Source organism: Paenibacillus sp. WG02 (assembly GCF_055396115.1).
In genome coordinates this window covers 2,768,658-2,788,970 of record NZ_AP036016.1, presented here as the reverse complement: position 1 = coordinate 2,788,970, position 20,313 = coordinate 2,768,658, and the positions used below count along the sequence as shown (strand labels likewise).

Sequence of the window (20,313 nt, the reverse complement as noted above, 5' to 3'; positions counted from 1 at the left end):
ATATACTAAAAATTCACCCCAATCGATCGATCATTTGCTATTCTGTTCACGGTATTGGTTTGGCGTTAATCCCGTATACTTTTTAAAGGAAGTAAAAAACGTGGTTTTCGATTGAAAACCGAACCTTTCTGCAATATTGAGCACCGGCCAATCTGTGGAAATCAACAATTGCTTAGCTTGCTCCAAGCGTTCTTGATGAATGAAATCCGACAGTGTTATGAGATACGTTTCTTTAAAAACCAGACGGACGTAACTTACGGAAAGCACCAAATAATCCGCAATGTTCTCCAGTGTCAGCATGGGGTCTTGGAGGTGCTGTTTGACATAATCAAAAATTTCCGAAGCCAATTCTTCCTTCCGGTTGGATGCGGAATGTTTGAGCGCAACGCTGTCAATGATCTTTACAAATTGATTATAAATCCAGTCCTTTACATCTGATAAGGTATCAAATTTTTGGAGGAGCAGGTCTGCCCCGCCCTGTTCTTGATCAGCTATAACTTTATTAAATGCTTTAAAAATATAGAAAAATAATAGTTTCAACTGGAACTTGCACTCCGCATAAGTCAGGTTTTGGAGCTTGGCAAATAAAGCATCTAATTCTGCGCTTACTTTATCCTTTTGGGATTTACGCACGGATTGGATAAGCTCTTGAACCAGCTTCTCATCCAGATCCGATTGCTGCTCCGGCAAATAATCTCCCAAATCCTCTTCCACATAAATTTTGTCCTGCTCATTAAAAAATCTTAGTAATGTGAGATCGTAAGTACGATCATACAAGTTTCGCATATTATCATGGACAGCTGTTTTGTTGCTGAGCGCTACGGTAACATGAAACTGCAGCCATTGTCCAATTGCTTCCCTTGCTTCATATAAAGCTTGCATGGGTTCGTTTTCATAAGCTCCGGCGCCAATTAAAACAACTAAATGATCGCTGCCTAAATCTACATTTTCGGACACAAATCCGTGTTTTCCCAAGATCTCTCCCACTATATTCCCCATCGCGTAGATCAGAAGTTTTCTTGATGCATACGAATAACGATCCGAGAAGGATTGATAACGATTAATACGCATAACAGCCAAATAGACATCGGAGGAAAGCAGCGAATGCAAATTTTTATTCCTATCTTCTTGAATAACCCCGTTGTACGTGCCTTGCAGCAGCCACTGACGTAAAAATTCATTTTTTATCACGTCCTGGTGATTGCGAATCATGATATTCATCTCTTCCATTGTTTTCACCATATGGTCAAGACCTGATTTGATAATGGCATATTCCGTATTCTGGGTTTGTTCTGAAGCAGGTAAGGCGGATGCAACCGTTTCTTTCATCTGACTAGCCAATTGACTAAAAGGCTTGAAATGGCGACGAGAGTTCCAATAGGTTAGAGCCGAAAGTATGAACAGCAGAAACAAACATAAGCCCAATATTTCCCATTGAATTCTATCGATATTTTTGCTTATATCCTTCACCTTGACAGTGGAGTAAAGCGTCCAATCTTCTATTTTGAAAGCATGAGAATGAATGAGATACATATTGTTGCCTAGAACCATTTCATGGTTCTTTATGTTTTGCTGAAGCATCTGTTTATTATTGAATGTACTTGAGACCACCAAGAATCAGATTCTGCTTTCCATCCAAGATCATAATGCCCGTGGTGCTATCGTTTAGGTTTTGCAATAAATATTTTTCAATAAGGCTTTTATTCAATAAAATAACAAGATATCCTTGGCTTGCGATTTTGGAATAGTTCGATGGAACGATTAAAGCCAAATAAGATTCAGTATTAAGCGTATGATTGAAAAATCTTAATGTCGTTGGAGCATTATTCTTGATCCGCGCAAGCATTTCCTGATCGGTAAAATCCGCAAAACTATGAATTCCTGCCTTTGAATCAATCACTTGCTGCGTCTTCGTATTAACCAAATAGGTTGTATCGATGAAAGCTTGCAAACTCATAAATTTGGAAACGGATTTAAAGGCATAGGACGCAGATAAGGGCTCATTTCTATCAGACATTAGCCAATTGAATATGTCAGGGTCTTGATAAATATTCAAAGCATAGGCGCGAAGATGGTCCAATTGATATTCAAACCCTTGGCTCAATCTGTCTGTCTTGATTTCCATCAAATGATTGATATCCTCATAAGCCTGCTTGGAATATTCTTGTCTTAATAAATAGGAGAAGAGGAGAATGATAATGGTAAATAAAATTCCCATATTCAAAAAATTTCGAAGGTATGTTTTTTCTGGCAGCAGCCTCTTCATCTGAACTCTCCTTCATTCATTCTTACTCCTATTCATTAAAACACAAACATCCGCTTATGTAATGCTCAGCTACTTTTTAGCCAGAAACGCATCGATTTGCTTTTGTTCTTCTACTTGAATTTTCTTTGCTAAAGGAGCTGCTTCTGCTTTAAATTTAACCCAGCTTTGATCGGGATCGACAACACCGTTGAACAATGCGGAATAATATTTAGACTCGATACTGACGTATTGAGAAATTTCATTGCTTACCGCAGCGTTATTGAAAGTAAATCCCGATAGTTTATCAATGGTAAAATTACTTGCATCTGCCGTCCATTTGTTCAGCTTTTTCGTAGTATCCTCTTGACTGGCATCCAGACGGTCCGTCGTCGGATTCCAAATCCATACGTAAGGAAACCATGCATAACTGTCTCCTTTAAACTTATATTGGTCGTCCCCAATCGCTTCCCAATTCTTATCTTTAATCCCATACACCAACAAATCATAATTTTCTTTCTGATTGGCCCAATCAAGGAATTGAATGGCACGCTCCTTATGCTTGCTTACAACGGGAACAGCAATAAAGTTATATTGAAGTGAATTCGTTAGTATTGCACCTTTCTCCAGATTCATAAACGTTACAGCTTCAAATTCCGCTTTGGGGCTTCCAGTTTTTAAGGCTTGCTGCATATCATTCGTCACTCCAAATTCATTATGCGGAATGATGGCTGCTTTGCTTTGCTTGGCCGGCTCGTTAATATCCTTAATTGCAAGCACATCAGGGCTGATGATTTTATCCTGATACAGTTTGCGGGCATTCTGGATCCATGACCAAACCATGGGCTCCATTTGATCGAACAGGTTATACACTTTTCCATCATTATTCTTCGTATATAGAACAAGGGATTCCGAAAGCGCCGGGCTCGGGGTAATGTTTTCCTTATTGTCCGACCAATAACGACGGAAAGCACCTTCCGACAAACCTTTATTCACATCTTGACCTGCCGGAATAAACGGAGTAACGTTAGGAATCTTATCTTTCACCGCGTAGGCATATTTGATCAAGTCTTCATAGGTTTTGATCGGCGCTATACCCAACTGTTCGCGAAGATCTTTTCTCACATAATAAACGCGTCCTTGAACAAATGTGTTTCCGTTTGGAATTGCCATGATTTTCCCGTCAAATTTGTTTGCATCCCACATTTGCTGCGGACGGTTTTTGAGGATGTTCGGACCATATTGCTTTAACAGGCCATCAAGCGGTTCATAACTGCCTGCCGCGATTTGCTGGGTAATGTGCAGCCAAGGTGCATCAAAAATCAAATCGATGTCTTCTCCGGAAGATAGAGTTACCTGCGTTTTTTGAGCAAGATCAGCCCAAGGAACGAAGACAACATCCAATTTGACGTTTAAGGAATCCGCCATCTTTTTTTCAGCTTCTTGGATTACCGCATTAAAATCTTTCGGGCGGTCTCCGGGGACCATAATTTTCAGCGTGACAGGTTCAAGCTTCTTCTGATCGCCAGCTTTCGTTGCAGCGATTGTGGAGGAAGGCTCCACACGCTTGTCGGTGCATGCTGTCAACATGCTCGCCAGTATCATCATGGTTAAAACTGCACCTGTCCCTCTTTTCATGCTCATTTTTAACGACCTCCTAGTTGTAATTATATTTAACCGAGAGACTCGGGTAAATTTATCATTGAATTATCCCTTCACGGCACCAATGGTAATTCCCTTAACGAAATACTTTTGCAAAAAAGGATAGAGAAGAACGATAGGGCCAATGGTCAGGCAAACGGTTGCCAATTGAATGGCACTCGTCGGAGCTGTTACTTGATAGCTGGCTCCGCCCCCTACGTAAGCGGAAACATTAAGATTCGAAATCAATTGACGAATCATTAGTTGCAGCGGATGCAGCTTGTAATTATCTATGAAAAGTAAGGATAAATACCAATCATTCCAATACTGGATCGCATAAAAGAGCGATACAGTCGCAATTACAGGCGTAGAAATCGGTAATATGATTTTATAAAACAGACGAATATCTCCCGCCCCATCAATGGTTGCAGCTTCATTGATTTCATAAGGAAGCGATTTATAGAAGGCAACAAGAATGAACGCATAGAAAGGGTTCAATATATAGGGTAGAATAAGTGCCCAAAGGGAGTCCTTTAAATGAAGCCAATTCGCAACCATCATATAAAAGCCAACTAACCCTCCACCCAGAACCATCGCTAGATATGTTAGAAAGGACAGAACATCCCGGTACTTTACTTTTGGATGTGCCAGTACATAAGCAAACATGGATGTGATAGTGACGGCAATTACAGTCCCCGCAATTGTAATAACCAATGAATTTTTATAACTGGTGAGGAATTGACCTCCTACCAGCAAGTACTTATAGGCATCTAAGCTCCAAGCGCTCGGAATCAATTGATAACCATATTGGAGGAAGCTCGCTTCGGAAGCGAACGAATCCACCAGCACAATCCAAAAGGGAATGACGCAAACCAAACTAAACAAGACTATGAGAACATACATGAAACAGAGAAACCCTTTTTCACCCCAGGATTGATCATTCCTGATTCGTGTTCGAACTGTCTTTTTCGATGATGTCCAAGCTGTGTTTCCCATATTTCCCTCCTAAAATAAGCTCGAATCGGGATCTATTTTTTTAGCGATCCTGTTGAAAATAAGGATGGTAAACAATCCCATGATCGATTGATAGAAAACAACGGCGGAAGACATACCGAAGTTGCCTAACTGACGCAGCGCCCGGAACGAGTAGGTATCGATTACATCGGTTGTCGGATATAGAATGGAGTTATCCCCGATTATTCCATAAATCATACCGAAATCCCCGAAGAAGATACGTCCGACTCCTAAAAGCATTAACACCACGATGACCGATCGAATCGAAGGAATGGTGATGTGTATGATTTGCTGCACTCGGGTAGCTCCATCGATCTTGGCCGATTCGTAATATTCAGAAGAAATGCCTACGATTGCGGCCAAAAAGATAATGGAATAATAACCTGCAAATTTCCAAACGTAGACCAATGTTAAGATAAGAGGCCATAAATGTACACGCTGATACCAATTAATGTTATCGATATTCATTTGCTTCAACCAGTTGTTCATTAAGCCGTCTGTGCTCATAAATGCTAATATCATTAAGCTCACGACCAACCAAGAGATGAAATAGGGAAGAAAAATGAGGGATTGACTAATCTTCTTAATCACTGTTGAGCCAATTTCATTAATCAGAATGGCAAGAATGATGGCAAAACCTATACCAAAGATTAGAAACAGTAAGTTCAGATAAACCGTATTGAAGGTAACCCTCAACCAATCTTGCCCTCCAAAAAAAAATTTAAAATTATCCAATCCAACCCACTTGCTTCCCCATATTCCTTTCACGGGCTGGAAGCGTTCAAACGCTATTAAATGTCCGAACATTGGAATATAGGAGAAGATAGCTAAAAAAACGATTCCCGGAATAGCTAGTACATATAGCTGACGATTTTTTGCAATCTCCCTGATGAAAGCCATAAGCAAAAATACTCCTCTCTTCTTTCCTTTTGATGTCTGGTGATTTAGAGCTGCCTTCGAATTCATTGCTGAATCTCACACTTTCACAATAATGAGTTTTTCATTTGCTGCATAGTTCGAATACTGTCTAATCAAACAATAAACAGAAATGGAACTTTGGACGTAAAAAAGACCGGAACCCCTTATTTTCCAAGGAGTACCGATCTTATTACGGTCGTTTCAGCAGCTTACTACGATTTCCACAGAGGCTTCCTTTAGAATGCCATCCAATTCCTGATCAGGGCAGCTATCTGAGATAATGCGATCTACAGCATTCAGAGACGCGAACGAAAACAAATCCCTAATGCCATACTTCATATGGTCCATGACAATATTCACTTCTGAAGCCTGCTTGATGACAAGCCGTTTGATTTCTGCTTCATGCATATTAGAGTTACTAAAGCCATGCTTGAATGACACGCCAGTGGTACCAATAAAGACACGGTCAAATGCCATTTGAGCAATGGAACCTGCTGCAATAGGACCGACCAAAGTCGATGTTTTATCCAGAAGCATACCTCCAACTACAATCGTGGATATTTGCTTTCCTTGAAGCTCGGCGGCAATATTCAGGGCATTCGTAACAACGGTAATATTCTTTTCCGGTTTCAAATACCTCGCTACCTGCAGTGTTGTTGAACCGCCATCCAGAAAAATCGAATCACCAGACTTAACAAGTTGAGCGGCTTGCAGGCCGATTCTCATCTTCTCATCCATCATGAAGCCAGTGCGATCCTGCAGCGCAATATCCTTGCCAACGAGAATAGCGCCACCGAATGTGCGCCTAAGCAGTCCCATGAATTCAAGCTTTTCCAGATCCCTGCGCAGCGTCATTTCGGTAACGTCAAACATTTCTTTCAATTCAGCTATTTTCACATCGCCGTCTAGAGCCATTCGATCCAGAATTTGCTGCTGACGTTGGTTAATGGTTTGGTTATTCGTCATGGTGAGCCCCCGTTACTTTTCTTCAATGACTCTATTATCCCTAGAACTCACTTTAGGATCAACCTTAAGTTATATTTCACCGTTTCGCCTGGCTCCAAAAAGACAAGCGTTCCTTGCTCGCGCTCTTTATGCCGGCCTCCAACGTAGCAGTTAGCAGGCTCTATGCCTAACACATGTGTACCAGCTCCAGGCATTTTCCACTGAACAAGTTTGGGCAGTGTGTCTGAAGACCATTGAAGGGTAACTTGTACCTCAGTTTCTCCGTCGTGAAGAGGGAAATGTTTATTTACAATTTGCACTTCGGGTTCTCCATGTATGTGGTGATAGTAGACTCGTTCTTGATAATTCGGATCCGGAGCCTGCCACTGCTGATATCCGCTAATGGAATTTTCGCTCTCACGCGCTTGCACACTCGTATCCTTGAAATAGATCGCCGTCTCTTCGCTTAACAAGGGAAATCCGAAATTAAAATGGTATAAGATCATATGCGGACAGCGCTGAAAGCCCATATTGCGAACTTCATCCTGAATGAATATTTCGTTCTCCCCTAGACGGCTGCGAATTTGCCTCGATAAGCGAAGGCACCCGCCAAATATGGAAGTTTCCTCCATTTCGCCAGAAATTCTCATTTCCATTTCGTCCTCAAACCAGTTGCTTACAGCCGTGACTTGCCTTGCAGGCGTATGATGGATTCGACCGTGCAAGCCGAGGCGTTCCCCATCATCCTCACCAGACGTGCCTACTTGCATCAATCCGCAAGTCATGAGCAAACCGCCGGATGCTGTTCGAAGCCAGCCATTTCCCGCAGCATCATAATAAGCAGGATGAGCATCGCCATTCGGAGATTGCCAGCTAATCGGTACGCCATGGAACTCGGCAAGAGAGATGTCCAAGCCTTTAGATGGCGTTATATAATAGCTCAAACCCGCTCCTGTTCGAACCTGAATCTGCTCTACACCCGCTTCATTTCCCTCTGTGGTTATGAACCGCTTGATGCCGGCTATTTGTTCAATTTTACCTATACGTGCTTCCAGCTCACGCCTTGACCAGCTTTTACCATATAGTTTCATTGGCTGATATCCTTTTACTCATCTTCCGTAACGATGGGCATCCGTACGATTCGAGGATCTGTAAAGATATCAAATTCATCACGGCTTGTGCTGGAAAATTCGGAGACAATGGCACCTAAATCACCCGCTTGAAACCAATGCTTAATTCCGGGCTCAATCGTGTATTGTTCACCTGGAAGTAATTCTATCTCATGATAGACGGTGTAATATGGCTCACTGCCTGGAGGAACAATCGACTTGATGCTTGTCGCAGCTTCTCCCTCTACATACAAGAAAACGCTTCCTGAACGGCAGCGAAAGGTTTCCATTTTACCGGGTGCACTACCGATAGTTGGGTGCAAATGCTCTGGGCACGTTTGGCGTGGGAACAATACTAATTCTTTCGCACAGTAGCGGTCCGTATTCACGTAAGTAATTAACTCCAAACCCTGAATGTCAAGTTCTCCGAGCCCAAAACCCGCCACTTCAATATGCGTTATTTCCTGTTCCGTTAATGCAATACCGCTAGACTTCAACATAGCTGCTGCGCGTTCTTGCGCTTTGCTTATTTCACTTCGTTTCATAGGTTATCCTTGCCCTTCTCCTAGGATTTGTGATGAGGTCCGATCCATAAGCCATGCTCATTAAAGCTCCAATTATTCAAATGGAGCTTCATTTCACGCTTTGCCCAACCGCCGCTGATTCGACGCCACACCTCGGATCCATCCGGAATGCCGCTTGTCGCATCTGCTTGTTCTACATTACATGCACCGACGCCGACAGCGGTATGGAGTGAATCCTCCAAAGTTAAGCCCCTCATCAGTCCAAGTAAAAATCCCGCAATCGTGCAATCACCAGCGCCCGTAGTTCCCACAACATCCACCTTATAGCAAGAAGTTATCAACTCACTATTCGTCCAATTTCCGAGATGTTCTTGAGCTGGTGCGCAAAGTCCCATAGCCATTAGACGGGTATGATCGGAGGTTGTTCGCACATATAAGCCATGCTCTCCTAGCTTCAGTCCAACGATTGCAGCACCCATTTCTAACAATTCTTCCGAAATTTCAGAAAGGAGGGCTCCACTCGCAAAAGGTAAAAGATCTCCAGACGGAGCCTCTTGCAGCAATTGATCGTAATATTCACGATGCAGCATATAAAGAATTTCCTCAAAACTGGGCAAAAACACGTCGACATACGGGAGTACTTTTGCAAATATAGCACGCCAATTAGCCTTACCCGCGTCAGATTTTGGGTCAGGCTTTGCCAAATCAAGCGATACGGTCAACCCGCTATCCTTGACCATTTTAAGCAATAAAGCCAATTCATTTCCGTCATTCTCATACATCCTGCGCATTAAAGGCGGATATCCAAAATGAAACAAGCGCGCACCTTTGAGCTGTTCAGGACTTAAATCTTCTGCCGAATACGTATCGTTAGCTCCTGTCGAATGTAGGAATGTCCGGTCTATATGCGGAGGACTAATCACAATTGAGTAAGAACTGTGCTCATTAGGAGACACGATCATACCATCAACTAAGGACGAACCATGCTGTCTTAAGACCGTAAGAATGGCTTCACCGAATTGATCTTTTCCAATTTTGCCCATTAAATTCACTCGACTGCCTAGACGGTGAAGCGCAATTCCCGTATTGGAAACTGCGCCTCCCGTTGAAATTACCGCGGGACCAATATCAACGAGCTTACCCGGAACCAGCAGAGCATCCATCCCAGATTGTTTGTCGTAGATAGTTGGTATAATATCCAAGCAAATATGCCCAGCGATGATCACTTCCGCTTCGTTCTGACTCAAAGCTATTCCCTCCAGTCGATCGAAATCGTTTGTCCTGTTCGATTCGATTCCAATGCTGCTGTAAATAACTTATGGCTTCCTGCTGCCTCCTCTGGAGTAGCACAGTAGAAAGGCTGCTGTGTATCCTTACCATGCGCCAGCTCATCACAGAAAGCTGCCCACATTTGAAGAATCGAATCCGAGAAGCCGAACTCAAAGATACCTCCTGTAATTGTGCCGTACGCTGATTTATATGGCGCATCCACGACATGCCATGCTTGATTGCCACCCGGTGTATAAGGTAAGGAAGCTACCTGTTTAGGATTTTTCGTTGTAAATTCGGCTGAGAAGTCCGTACCTGTTATCCGAATAAACCACGTGTTCGCATTGCCTGGGGCAATACGTTTGGTGGATAGAATCATAGGAAACTGTTGGCCCTCCATTTCAACATCACAGGCAAGAATGGCATTGTCCCACGTCTCGCAAGGAACCATGTTTCCTTTTCCATCTGGTCGTTCGGGTACGACTTTGGTCAATAAGGCCCTTACGGACTTTGGTTTCCAGCCATAACGCATGGGCAAGTGCAGGACATGCATGCCTAAATCCCCCATGCATCCATATTCGCCATTGGTAGCGATTCGCCTCTTCCAGTTAATCACTTTAGTCGGATCGAGATCGCTGGAATGCCAGAAGCCCGCTTCGACTTCGATAATTGTACCGAATTTATTTTCCTGGACCCATTGAAAGATTTGTTGAGCTCCCGGATAAAATGGAAATTCAGAGGAGCAACGAACAATGACGTTAGGATGTTTGAGAATAGCTTCTGAAATGAGTCGGTTCGCTTCCTGATCAATGCCAAACGGCTTTTCTCCCAGCAAATGCTTGCCTGACTCGATAATATCGATATAGATTTGCGCATGTAGATTGTGTGGAACCGCACAATAAATGGCATCTACAGAAGGATTAGCAAGAAGCTCCTTATAGTCTGTGTAAGCTGCCTCCACGCTCGCAATGTTATCCTGAAACCACTGCGTCGCAGCAGAATTCGCATCGCATACAGCCACAATCTTCGGTTCAAAATCAACATTTGTAAGATGACACCAGCGGGCTGCCGCGCTTGCAAACTCTTTTCCCATTAAACCGCAGCCAATAACACCAAAGCGTATGATTTTTTTCGACATTTTTGTTGATCTCCTTTGGGATGTTATTAAGTTAGAATAGCAAGGGCCTGCTCTGCGGAAGCACCATGGTGGACAATGGACATCAAGGCTTTGGTCATGCCGGCTGGATTCGGATGCTGAATGACATTGCGGCCATAGACAATGCCTGACGCGCCTTGATTCATCAATTCTACGGTACGGGTCATAATTTCCTCATCGCTGGCTCTTCCGCCGCCACGCACAAGTACGGGAATCCCGGAGGCAATTTCAATGACGCGATGATATTCTTCTACATGGTCACAAGGATCTGCTTTAATCACATCTGCACCCAATTCAACAGCTTGGCGGACTAGCGGCAAAATTTTATGAATATCGCCATCTACCATATAACCGCCCTTTGCTTCATTGGGCAGCATAACCAAGGGTTCTACCATAAGAGGCATGCCGTATTTTTCACATTCAGTTTTTAATATAGAAACATTTTTAGTACATTGATAGTGCAATTCAGGCTGATTAGGCAGCAACAACAGATTGACACAAACCGCCACAGCATCCATTCGAACAGCTTGCTCAATCGCCTTATCGATAAGCTCGCTAAACAAGAAATGCGGCAGAACGCTTCCATAAATATTAGCTGCATCTGTACGAAGCACGAGTCCAGGCTTCTGGCTGCCAGGGATCGACTGGAGATGCCCAGCCTGCCCAATGCTTAGTTGAATGCAATCAGGACCTGCTTCCACAATCGTCGCAATCGCATTCTTCATGTTCTCAATTCCAGCTAGAAACCCAAACTCGTTAAAAAAACCATGATCAACAGCCACATCAAAGCATTTTCCTTGCTTGCTAAACATTCGGTTTAATCTAGGTTTTACCGACAATTAAATTCACTCCTTTAAATGGATGTTATTTTATAACTTTAAAAGTTGTTTTATAACGTAATTATATGTTAATTTATAACATCCGTCTATGAGAAAAGTCTATCTCCGCCTGAATCTGCTTCCTGCTCAGATGGAAGTTCCATTAAAAATACTTGCAAAATCTGATATAGTCTTAATAGATAGCATAAACCTTAAGGGAAACCTCCAATTAGAAGGAAGTGTAAAACAATGAATGTAAATATGGTTATGCAGGAGCTTGAAGCTCTCGGCAAGGAACGAACCAAGAAAATCTACATCTCCAATGGCGCGCGCGAACCGCTTTTTGGCGTGGCTACAGGCGATATGAAGCCCATCTTCAAGAAAATTAAAATAAATCAACCTTTGGCTGAGCAGCTTTACTCCACAGGGAACTACGACGCCATGTACTTTGCCGGCATAATTGCAGACCCAAATGCAATGACTGAAGCCGATTTTGAGCGTTGGATGGATGCGGCTTATTTTTACATGCTGTCCGATTATGTGGTTGCAGTAACCTTGGCAGAAACAGAAATTGCTCAAGAAGTTGCCGATAAATGGATCGCAAGCGGCGAAGAACTGAGAATGTCAGCGGGCTGGAGTTGTTACTGCTGGCTTTTGGGTAATCGCCCGGACAGTGAATTTTCCGAAAGCAAAATTGCCAATATGCTTGAAATTGTGAAAAATACGATTCACGATTCTCCCGAAAGAACAAAATACGCTATGAATAATTTTATTTACACAGTGGGGGTATCCTATAAGCCGCTCCATGATAAGGCGGTCGAGACCGCAATGGCAGTAGGCCCAGTAGAAGTCAAACGAGACAAGAAAAAAAGCAGTTTCCTACATGCTGCCGAAAATATTCAAAAGGGAGTAGATAGAGGGCAACTTGGTTTCAAACGCAAACATGTAAGGTGTTAAACTATGGCTTCGCCACAAGAAACGATTTGGACAGCCAAGCCATTACTATTCGATTAGATTTCCTTTCAACTTATGGGGCTTTGTCAAGAATGTACAACCAGTAACCTCTTCGGAAACGAGAATAGACGTTTAAAGTAACATTGTCCTTTTCGTAGATGATATGGTCACCAAGTGTTTCCTTATGCAACCAGCCCCGCCCAGCTAGATAGGCAGTAATTTGTTGTTCGGATGGCCCTCGTCTCCCAATTAATTTACTGGCATCTGATGTAAGGGGTACTAACCGTGCATGACCAGTCTCTATGGAAAGTATTGCCTTTGGTATAGAGAAGGGGTACTCCTTTGCCAGTGCAAGTATTGTCAAGAAAATCGAAAAAATGATCAAACCAGACCAAATGACTATCTTTCTCTTGGGCAAGTAATGTCCCCCCTTCTTCATGTACCTCTATTCACCTTTAGTTTTTACGTTCCCAAGTTTGGAAAGTTGTATTATTCTTCCATTTACTTTAATAAACAAAAGAGGGGGCTGCCGCGAAGCAAGCCCCTCAACTATCGTTTTTCGTTATTTCAATGATGTAATGTTCATTAAACTGAAAGGGGACTTGGAACGCCTTTATCTTAGTTTCGCGGTTCCTTATCATTATGAAAAAACAAGAGCTAATCAGTTTTTAGCCGGTTTAAAGGATGAGCAAGTTGTTAATGTGTGCTATGGGTCCATCATGAAGTCACCTTCTTTAAATTGCTCTCAATTATCTCTACAGTTCTTATTGCAGCAATCCTATTTGGTTTAATCTTACAGAGTATTGAAAAAAGTTTTTAAGAGAATAATTTATCGGAGGTTTTGTAAATGAGGCAAATAGATCGATATTGGAATCAAATTATTTGGGGTGGAATCTACGATGAACCGTAGTCATATGTCCAATCCTCCCCAAACAGCTTAATCTTATCAATTATTGGATAAATTATTATAAACTGGAATGGTGATATCATTAATAATTAAACTATCCTATCCGTAAGCACAACAGGCTACCGAGTTTATCACCGGAAGCCTGTTTGATCTTTGTTATGAAGTTATAGTTTCCGCTAGGAGCTTAATTGGTTAATTGCTTGGAAGCTGTCGCAGAGCTAACGAACCGTGCACACGCAATTGTCCTCATCATGCGCATACTCGAATGGCTAACGAATCGCAGCCTCGTTACGTTAGCGAAAAAGCGTGATTTGAGGCTGTCTTTCCTGCAATAGCGTTTTCTCGATTCGTTAGACTATCAAAAGCCCGCTTTTGGGCTTCATAACGTTTTCTGAGTTCGTTAGCGTTTGTCCACAATGAATCGACAGCCGACTTTGCACAATTGCAGAAGTTTTTGAATGGCCACCTTAGAAAGGGGATACCCTTAAGCTCTACCTCGAAACTTATACTTTCTATTATGTAAACAAAAAATGCCTGATTGCTCAGGCATTCTCTTACCGTTCATGATCAACCAATCTCCTCAAGTTCATACAGTGATGCTTCCCTGTTGCGAATAATTCGCCGCAGCAAGGATGCCATATCACGCGTGATGTCTCCCCGCTCGAAAAACACTTGCACCGCATCGCGCTCCGCCTGTATGGCAATCCAATGGAGTTCGCGTCGGCAATCGTTGAACGACGCATCCTTGCGCCGCGAGCCCAAGGTGAATCTGCGCAACCTATCCAGCATTTGCTGGTAATAGTCCAGCACGCCTTCGGTTGCATCATCGCTTTGAAGGGCGCAGCGTTTGGAGAATTCATCGACGACGGCTTGGCTGCATTGCATTTTCAGCGTGCGAATCGCAGTGATATCAGGTTCGATGTAACTAGTCACCAGATGAGGCTGGGAGATGGACGTCATCAGCATTTTTAAGCGTCGCCAGATGTTCTTGACGATGACTTTGCCTAGATCCAGCTTATTGGCTAGAATGAGCTCTACTTGCTCCAACATGTTTAAATAATAATTTGCCTGTTCAGGGCTAACTTGCCCGTTATCCAAACGTTCGTTCACATATTTGCGCTCTATATCCAGCGCCAGCAGGCGTATCCCTGCTTCTTCCTGCTGAAAACGTGGGAGTCGTTTCCAATTGCCATCCTTTTGTCCAAGGTGCTGCATCATGAGTTTATAATCGCCAAGCACCGTGTCTACAGCGGCCTCGTTCTTCTCAGTGCTGGTCTTCTGGAGTGCCCGCACAGCAGCAGCCATGACCTCGATTTGCCACTCGCGCTCCATACGTTCTCTCTCGGCATCACCCGCTGTGCTTTTCTTCTTTGCAAGAAGCGGCAGAACGATACTCGCCGTCAACAGCGAGAATAGAATAACGGTCGCCGCAAGAAAAATAATGAGATCTCTCTGAGGAAAGGGAGCGCCATTTTGAAGGACAAGCGGAATGGAGAACGCACCGGCCAACGTCACCGCTCCACGTACACCGGAAATAGCTGTTAACGTCAACATACGCAAGCTGGGCACCTCTTGATTCTTATTCCCAAACCAACGCCCTCCTCTAGAGAACAGAAGAGTCCACACAAAACGCAGCAGTAACAAAAGAACAAAAATGATAATGGCATAACCGATGACTTTGAAGTTATCGAAATTCGGGTCGCTTAGAATCGTCCGGGACACGCCCGGTATTTGCAGACCTAGAAGGACAAAAACCAATCCATTTAAAACAAACAAAATGACAGACCATGTTGCATTAGATACATTTTGGAGAGTCGGCATCGTAAATTTCATACGCTCATTCTCGATCGCATGAACCAGCCCTCCTGCTACAGCCGCCAAAATTCCTGATACTCCAAGTTCCTCGGCAATCAAATAGAGCAGAAAAGGCGTCAAAATTTGCAGCAGCATGTGCATCGTCTCATCCTCTAGTCCTGCTCGGCGCAGCAGCTGACGAATGCCGATAATCAGAAAAGCGACCAGAGCCCCGATCACTAAGCCCCCAATGGAGATGACGAGAAAGCTTAGACTTGCCTTCGGTAGAGAAAAAACACCGGTGACCGCCGCGGCTATGGCGAACTTGAAGGCAACGAGACCCGATGCATCGTTCATCAAGGCTTCTCCTTCTAACAGCCGCTTCAAGCTTTTGGGCAAATGAATCCGCCCGGCCAAAGAGCTGACTGCTACGGCATCTGTTGGAGACAGGATGGCGGCTAACCCGAAAGCGGCAGCAAGAGGGATCGAAGGAATCAACCAGTGAATGACATATCCGACGACGCACACCGTTATGAAAACTAAACCCACCGACAGAAGTAGAATCGGAGCGCGTAATTTCCAAAGCTCATCTCGCGGCGTATGTTTTCCATCGTTATACAACAACGGGGCAATAAATAAAAGGAAGAACAATTCCGGTTCCAGGTGCAAGTGAATGCCAAGAGGCACGACCACCAGTATGGCGCCTAATGTAATCTGGATAAGAGGGACGGGAATGAACGGAACGAAGCGGTTCACGACATTCGATACGCCGATCAGAACCAATAGAATGAGAATAATAATAAAAACGTTCAAGCTGTTATCTCCTTCCCCGAATAGTTCAATAGATTTCTAAGAAATCACTATGGACTTTTTTCCATCAGAATACGATGTACTTTAGTAATATTTCAATATTTCCCAAAAGAATCCTTCCCCATCCATGCAACAACGACAACCGATCAATAGACCGACTTCTATTCGGGAAGGTGTTGGACAAGTATTTGAAAATTCATCCCGCATTTTTGGTGAATGTGTAGCTCAACTGAGTAATATTATTATAACGCTTTAAACTTATCTACAAAATAATTAAATTTAGATAGGTTAGTTCTAATATACTTACACGGATACCTCTCTGTTGGGAATGAGATAGTGTTCTTGTCAAATCAGTAATGGCAGATTCTACGCCAATATGAAGTGACTTTCCATTCCCTGCTACGTATTGTATAGTTTTTTTGAGTATAGGTATAACGGGCAAGATTAGATAGAATATTTATTGCCCAGAGATAATTTTCATTTGATTCTTCCTTTTTGAGTTGCATTGATGAACAGATGACTCAGACAATAAAAGATAAAGTAGAATATCATGAACTGCGATTAAACACCTTAGTTCTCTGAGGTGTTTTTTTCATTATCATGGACAAAAGCAATGGAACATTGAATTCAGTAACCTGACTAATTGTACAAAAGCGTTGAGAAGATAGCTGTAGGTTAGAGAGACCAAAAGAGTAAATAAAGATTATCGGGAAGGGATATTCCAGATTTATCTAGAATAAATATTACTTCAACAAAATGAATCTTCTATGTGAGGAGAATGGTTAAGTGATTTATTTATACATAGTGATTCTAATACTCTTGTTATATATAAGTTTTATCTTACCTACACAATGGTTGAAAATTGAGCGGATTAAATATCCTCTAGATTTAAATTTGAAAATCCTACAGATTAGTGATTTGCATGTAGAAAGATTAAGAATAAGTCCAACAAAAATTGCGACCATTATCAATGGTGAAAAGCCAAACCTTATATTTGTTACAGGTGATTTTACCAAATATCATAAAAGCCTCTCCAAGCTAGAAAAGTATCTAAGAGCAATGACTATATGTAATGTACCGATTTATTGTGTCCTTGGAAACCATGATTACCAGCAAAAGAATGTAATGGATTTAATCAATCTATTAAGGAAGTATGGATTACATCTATTAAGAAATGAATCGGTACAGATAGATCAATTTGATTTAATTGGAATTGATGACTTTGATTCAGGCAAAAGCAACATAGAAACATCTTTTCAAAATGTTGATCATACTAAAACGAAAGTCGTTATTACTCACGATCCTAACATTGTTCTACATTTGAACAAACACTTTGATTATTTAATGGCTGGACATCTACATGGTAAACAATTTAATATTCCATTTTTGTTTAGAGTTAAAGACGCGGGAAAATTGCCTAGAATGGGGATATATAAGGGTCTACATAAAAATCAATATGGGGCTTACTACATATCTAAGGGAATTGGGCAGACGGGTATTAATGCAAGATTTTTAGTCAGAAGTGAGATAACGATGCACTATTTATAACTTGAAACACTGATGAAATTGGGTAAGCCTGTGCGAATAATCGCAAGAGAAAAGGCTGTCGGTTTGCCCGGCAGCCCTTGACTTGAAGGTAATTGAGCTATCGTTTCTCGTTAGTTTAGCGACGACACCTAAGCACGAAATAGAATGTCAATAACGTTCTACTAACATCGTAATGATTTAAACCTTGTTCCCAATGTTGAATATCTTCTGTTCTTTTTATGTAACAAATATCTTCTTCCGAATTAAAATAGTCGGTACAAGCCCAATCTGAGTCATTGCAGCTCAGACTTTATAGTTTGGACGAACGTTTTGCTGAACACAATGCGTTTGTGCACGCGGAACTCGACTTTGATTTTATTGTCTCCCAAATCCACGGGAGTCTCTGAGGTGAACTCGTATATTGGGGCGCCGCTTGCCGTCTTCTGCTCCGTAATCGACATAGAAGACCTCCCTCCGAATGTTTTCCCGTTCCTCTCGGAAATCACAGTCAGTATCGGCATATCCATCGTTAGAGGCGCGAACAGTAGTCCCTTCACCGAGTACCAGTAGCTGTTCTTGTGCTCCGGGATCCCGAAATCCTTCACATCGAATCTTGCATAATCGACTTGCAGCTGTCGTTTGTCCGAATCCCAGTTGCCCGTGTAACCGAACAGCTCCTTCAAATCATACTCGAATGCATAAAGTTCCCCCTCGTGCTCCACTGCGGGAAAAGTCAGCTTCGTCTCGTCCTCCTTGCCACCGAACCAGTACAGCTCCGCCGTTTCGAGATCCGTCCCGATTTGAAAGCCATCGGTGTTGTTATGGACGTAAAGTTCGTCTCCCCGTTTTTCCGTCTTGTAGCCAAGCAGCTCCGCCATTTGTTTAACCGAGAGCATCGCCCGTCCGTCCTGACCGAAGCCCATCCGCTTATTCCCAAAAAACATGCCGTCATCCGTAAACTGAATGGTAAATCCGTTGCTCGATAAATGCTCCACCTGCAGCGGATATAAAATACTTTGCGCTGCTCGAGGGTCGGGTGCTGCGGTTTTACTTTCCATGAACGAGGCTGTCCGCGTCTTCTCGTTCCATTCCAGGTTGCCAAGCAATGGTGATAGATCCTGCAAAAACACCGCCGTTTTGCCACCGATGTTGAATGTGGGGATTTCCTTGCCAAGCGCGAACGTGTGAATATCCGTTGCCAGTACATCAGCGATTTTGTTTCCTACAGCTTTGTTTCCCCCGCCATCTGGGGCGTACGTCGATTGAATGGGTTTCGCTGGGTTGGGGTAAATCGCGACCTGCCGTTGGGGCGGATCCCACGACACATCAAAGCCGTAACTGCGCAGATCCTCCAAAATAATAGCCATATTGCCGCCGATGTTCAACGGGCGGATAGCCTCTCCATTGACGAATGCGCGAATATCCGTGGACAGCACGCTGCCGACAACCACCCCGACGGGCTGCTCTTTTGATTGCGCGTTCGTAAGCTGAGACGGGATGACAGCCATGGTCGTACATATGATCGCAGCCAACGCTGTAATAGTTTTACATTTCATATGGATATATACCCCTTTTTAGGAAAAATGCTCCGACATCCTGTTAAACGCTTTAAAAAGAGGAAAGTTGCAGGGGCACCCCATGAAATGGAAATAATCGTAAGCAATTAATTGCTCCATTAACCGTTAACGGAATAGGCCGCTGATCGAATCACCAGCAGCCTTGGTAGAATAATATTATGGAGCTATCGTTCTCTGTTAGCGTAATGACGCATCGGTAGTCTATGACTTTTTTTCTCAGTCTAGATTATTATTTGTGGATTGGTCTTCGGCTGTGATGAGCGTACGCCTGAGATCCTTCTGAAAGTAATTGCCACTATGTCAGACTCCACCACATACTTCTAATACTTGTCACGAATAAACTCGTTCCATTGCTTACTGAACTCATCTTCACTTATATTTAGCACTTTTTGAAGATCGCCATATTCTAATAGGAGTTGAATTAGCCTATCGTGACCCCACTTATATTCAATGAATTCCACCAAGGTGAAGCCTACATCGTAAATCTTTGCACCTTTTGATCGCTGGTTTAACTCCTGAAGGCTGGGGTATTTCCCGTTACTCATATACTGAAATAACAATGGATTGTGTGCTTGGTTCGCTTCGTATAGTGCTACCGCTTCCCATAGCCAGATCGGAAGGGTTGCAAACCTTTTATCGAACTCGGCAGGATCCAATGGTTGAGGCGCATGATCAATTAGGAGCCTCAATGTTACGGTATGGGCAAACTCGTGAATTGCATTCTGTCCAGTGTTTTTGCCATTCCAGAGTAAGTGAATGATTTCAGAGCCCTCAGGATTCCCGCCTGCAGTCCAATTGCCTGTAGCCCTGCCATAAGCCCACCTGTTCGTGTATACATATACTCGGATCTTCGTTGCAGGCTGGATTTTTAAGTCAACTCCGATTCTGTCATAGTTGCTCTCCAGTTGCTGAAGCACTTCTTCTGCTTTTTCTTTCTCAATGCCGCTTAATTCGAAATGTGCTGAAGATATCGTTGCATTTGAGCTAAATTGACCTCTCGCATAAGCATCAAGTAAGACTAAGCTTGCTGCAACGATAAGCAAAATGACAAATAAACTAACTAGCCTGAATACTCGTAGGTTGCTCATAAATAATACATCCTTCTATA

The 20,313-nt window shown here is 43.0% G+C and carries 18 protein-coding genes; 3 read left to right on the top strand and 15 right to left on the bottom strand.

Translation table 11 applies throughout. From position 1 onward, the window contains the following. Nucleotides 1–30 precede the first annotated feature (30 nt). From ACBP55_RS12445 to ACBP55_RS12395, 11 genes are all read right to left on the bottom strand, one after another. Nucleotides 31–1,611 (bottom strand): helix-turn-helix domain-containing protein, encoded by a 1,581-nt coding sequence (locus tag ACBP55_RS12445; RefSeq protein WP_464653299.1) that lies wholly within the window; start codon nt 1,609–1,611, stop codon nt 31–33. Beyond that, nucleotides 1,589–2,266 carry a hypothetical protein gene (locus tag ACBP55_RS12440; protein ID WP_464651920.1) on the bottom strand — a complete coding sequence of 226 codons (678 nt, stop codon included), beginning with the start codon at nt 2,264–2,266 and terminating at the stop codon, nt 1,589–1,591. Before ACBP55_RS12440 ends, ACBP55_RS12445 begins: the two co-directional genes overlap by 23 nt. Before the next feature lie 69 nt (nt 2,267–2,335). Then, nucleotides 2,336–3,886: an ABC transporter substrate-binding protein gene (locus ACBP55_RS12435; RefSeq protein WP_464651918.1), complete on the bottom strand. Its 1,551-nt coding sequence runs from the start codon at nt 3,884–3,886 to the stop codon at nt 2,336–2,338. A gap of 63 nt (nt 3,887–3,949) precedes the next feature. Continuing rightward, entirely contained in the window at nt 3,950–4,879 is a 930-nt protein-coding gene (locus ACBP55_RS12430; protein WP_464651917.1) for a carbohydrate ABC transporter permease, read from the bottom strand. Nucleotides 4,880–4,888: 9 nt separating this feature from the next. Continuing rightward, on the bottom strand, nt 4,889–5,797 hold the full coding sequence (locus ACBP55_RS12425) for an ABC transporter permease (RefSeq protein ID WP_464651915.1): 909 nt from the start codon (nt 5,795–5,797) through the stop codon (nt 4,889–4,891). A gap of 219 nt (nt 5,798–6,016) precedes the next feature. Next, complete coding sequence (locus ACBP55_RS12420; protein ID WP_464651913.1) at nt 6,017–6,781, bottom strand: DeoR/GlpR family DNA-binding transcription regulator; 765 nt, start codon at nt 6,779–6,781, stop codon at nt 6,017–6,019. 47 nt (nt 6,782–6,828) lie between these two features. Continuing rightward, nucleotides 6,829–7,851, bottom strand: a complete 1,023-nt coding sequence (locus tag ACBP55_RS12415) for an aldose 1-epimerase family protein (protein WP_464651911.1) — start codon at nt 7,849–7,851, stop codon at nt 6,829–6,831. A gap of 14 nt (nt 7,852–7,865) precedes the next feature. Further along, nucleotides 7,866–8,414, bottom strand: a complete 549-nt coding sequence (locus ACBP55_RS12410; protein WP_464651909.1) for a D-lyxose/D-mannose family sugar isomerase — start codon at nt 8,412–8,414, stop codon at nt 7,866–7,868. A 20-nt stretch (nt 8,415–8,434) separates the two neighbouring features. Next, nucleotides 8,435–9,640, bottom strand: coding sequence for a carbohydrate kinase family protein (locus ACBP55_RS12405; protein ID WP_464651907.1), 1,206 nt, complete (start codon nt 9,638–9,640; stop codon nt 8,435–8,437). 2 nt (nt 9,641–9,642) lie between these two features. Further along, entirely contained in the window at nt 9,643–10,800 is a 1,158-nt protein-coding gene (locus tag ACBP55_RS12400; RefSeq protein ID WP_464651905.1) for a Gfo/Idh/MocA family protein, read from the bottom strand. A gap of 26 nt (nt 10,801–10,826) precedes the next feature. Then, nucleotides 10,827–11,657 carry a class I fructose-bisphosphate aldolase gene (locus tag ACBP55_RS12395; protein WP_464651904.1) on the bottom strand — a complete coding sequence of 277 codons (831 nt, stop codon included), beginning with the start codon at nt 11,655–11,657 and terminating at the stop codon, nt 10,827–10,829. A 228-nt stretch (nt 11,658–11,885) separates the two neighbouring features. Here ACBP55_RS12395 and ACBP55_RS12390 point away from each other — a divergent pair, with 228 nt between their 5' ends. Beyond that, the gene (locus ACBP55_RS12390) at nt 11,886–12,593 is read left to right on the top strand and encodes a DNA alkylation repair protein (RefSeq protein WP_464651902.1); all 708 of its coding nucleotides are present in this window, start codon (nt 11,886–11,888) and stop codon (nt 12,591–12,593) included. 70 nt (nt 12,594–12,663) lie between these two features. Here the strand turns inward: ACBP55_RS12390 and ACBP55_RS12385 are convergent, their stop codons facing one another. Then, nucleotides 12,664–13,008 carry a hypothetical protein gene (locus ACBP55_RS12385; RefSeq protein WP_464651900.1) on the bottom strand — a complete coding sequence of 115 codons (345 nt, stop codon included), beginning with the start codon at nt 13,006–13,008 and terminating at the stop codon, nt 12,664–12,666. Between the two features lie 677 nt (nt 13,009–13,685). On the opposite strand from ACBP55_RS12385, the gene ACBP55_RS12380 reads away from it, so the two are divergent. Next, nucleotides 13,686–13,832 carry a hypothetical protein gene (locus ACBP55_RS12380; protein WP_464651898.1) on the top strand — a complete coding sequence of 49 codons (147 nt, stop codon included), beginning with the start codon at nt 13,686–13,688 and terminating at the stop codon, nt 13,830–13,832. A gap of 232 nt (nt 13,833–14,064) precedes the next feature. Here ACBP55_RS12380 and ACBP55_RS12375 read toward each other — a convergent pair whose 3' ends face one another. Further along, nucleotides 14,065–16,104 (bottom strand): Na+/H+ antiporter, encoded by a 2,040-nt coding sequence (locus tag ACBP55_RS12375; RefSeq protein WP_464651896.1) that lies wholly within the window; start codon nt 16,102–16,104, stop codon nt 14,065–14,067. Between the two features lie 783 nt (nt 16,105–16,887). On the opposite strand from ACBP55_RS12375, the gene ACBP55_RS12370 reads away from it, so the two are divergent. Continuing rightward, nucleotides 16,888–17,649: a metallophosphoesterase gene (locus ACBP55_RS12370; RefSeq protein ID WP_464651894.1), complete on the top strand. Its 762-nt coding sequence runs from the start codon at nt 16,888–16,890 to the stop codon at nt 17,647–17,649. Nucleotides 17,650–17,921: 272 nt separating this feature from the next. Here the strand turns inward: ACBP55_RS12370 and ACBP55_RS12365 are convergent, their stop codons facing one another. Together ACBP55_RS12365 and ACBP55_RS12360 are read right to left on the bottom strand one after the other, a co-directional pair. Then, nucleotides 17,922–19,184: a hypothetical protein gene (locus tag ACBP55_RS12365; protein ID WP_464651893.1), complete on the bottom strand. Its 1,263-nt coding sequence runs from the start codon at nt 19,182–19,184 to the stop codon at nt 17,922–17,924. A 341-nt stretch (nt 19,185–19,525) separates the two neighbouring features. Next, on the bottom strand, nt 19,526–20,293 hold the full coding sequence (locus tag ACBP55_RS12360) for a hypothetical protein (RefSeq protein ID WP_464651891.1): 768 nt from the start codon (nt 20,291–20,293) through the stop codon (nt 19,526–19,528). Between the last annotated feature and the right edge of the window lie 20 nt (nt 20,294–20,313).

Bases quoted from the DNA above. Each gene is read 5' to 3' on its own strand.
- ACBP55_RS12440 (WP_464651920.1), bottom strand. From the start codon at position 2,266: ATGAAGAGGCTGCTGCCAGAAAAAACATACCTTCGAAATTTTTTGAAT.
- ACBP55_RS12435 (WP_464651918.1), bottom strand. From the start codon at position 3,886: ATGAGCATGAAAAGAGGGACAGGTGCAGTTTTAACCATGATGATACTG.
- ACBP55_RS12430 (WP_464651917.1), bottom strand. From the start codon at position 4,879: ATGGGAAACACAGCTTGGACATCATCGAAAAAGACAGTTCGAACACGA.
- ACBP55_RS12425 (WP_464651915.1), bottom strand. From the start codon at position 5,797: ATGGCTTTCATCAGGGAGATTGCAAAAAATCGTCAGCTATATGTACTA.
- ACBP55_RS12420 (WP_464651913.1), bottom strand. From the start codon at position 6,781: ATGACGAATAACCAAACCATTAACCAACGTCAGCAGCAAATTCTGGAT.
- ACBP55_RS12415 (WP_464651911.1), bottom strand. From the start codon at position 7,851: ATGAAACTATATGGTAAAAGCTGGTCAAGGCGTGAGCTGGAAGCACGT.
- ACBP55_RS12410 (WP_464651909.1), bottom strand. From the start codon at position 8,414: ATGAAACGAAGTGAAATAAGCAAAGCGCAAGAACGCGCAGCAGCTATG.
- ACBP55_RS12400 (WP_464651905.1), bottom strand. From the start codon at position 10,800: ATGTCGAAAAAAATCATACGCTTTGGTGTTATTGGCTGCGGTTTAATG.
- ACBP55_RS12390 (WP_464651902.1), top strand. From the start codon at position 11,886: ATGAATGTAAATATGGTTATGCAGGAGCTTGAAGCTCTCGGCAAGGAA.
- ACBP55_RS12365 (WP_464651893.1), bottom strand. From the start codon at position 19,184: ATGAAATGTAAAACTATTACAGCGTTGGCTGCGATCATATGTACGACC.
- ACBP55_RS12360 (WP_464651891.1), bottom strand. From the start codon at position 20,293: ATGAGCAACCTACGAGTATTCAGGCTAGTTAGTTTATTTGTCATTTTG.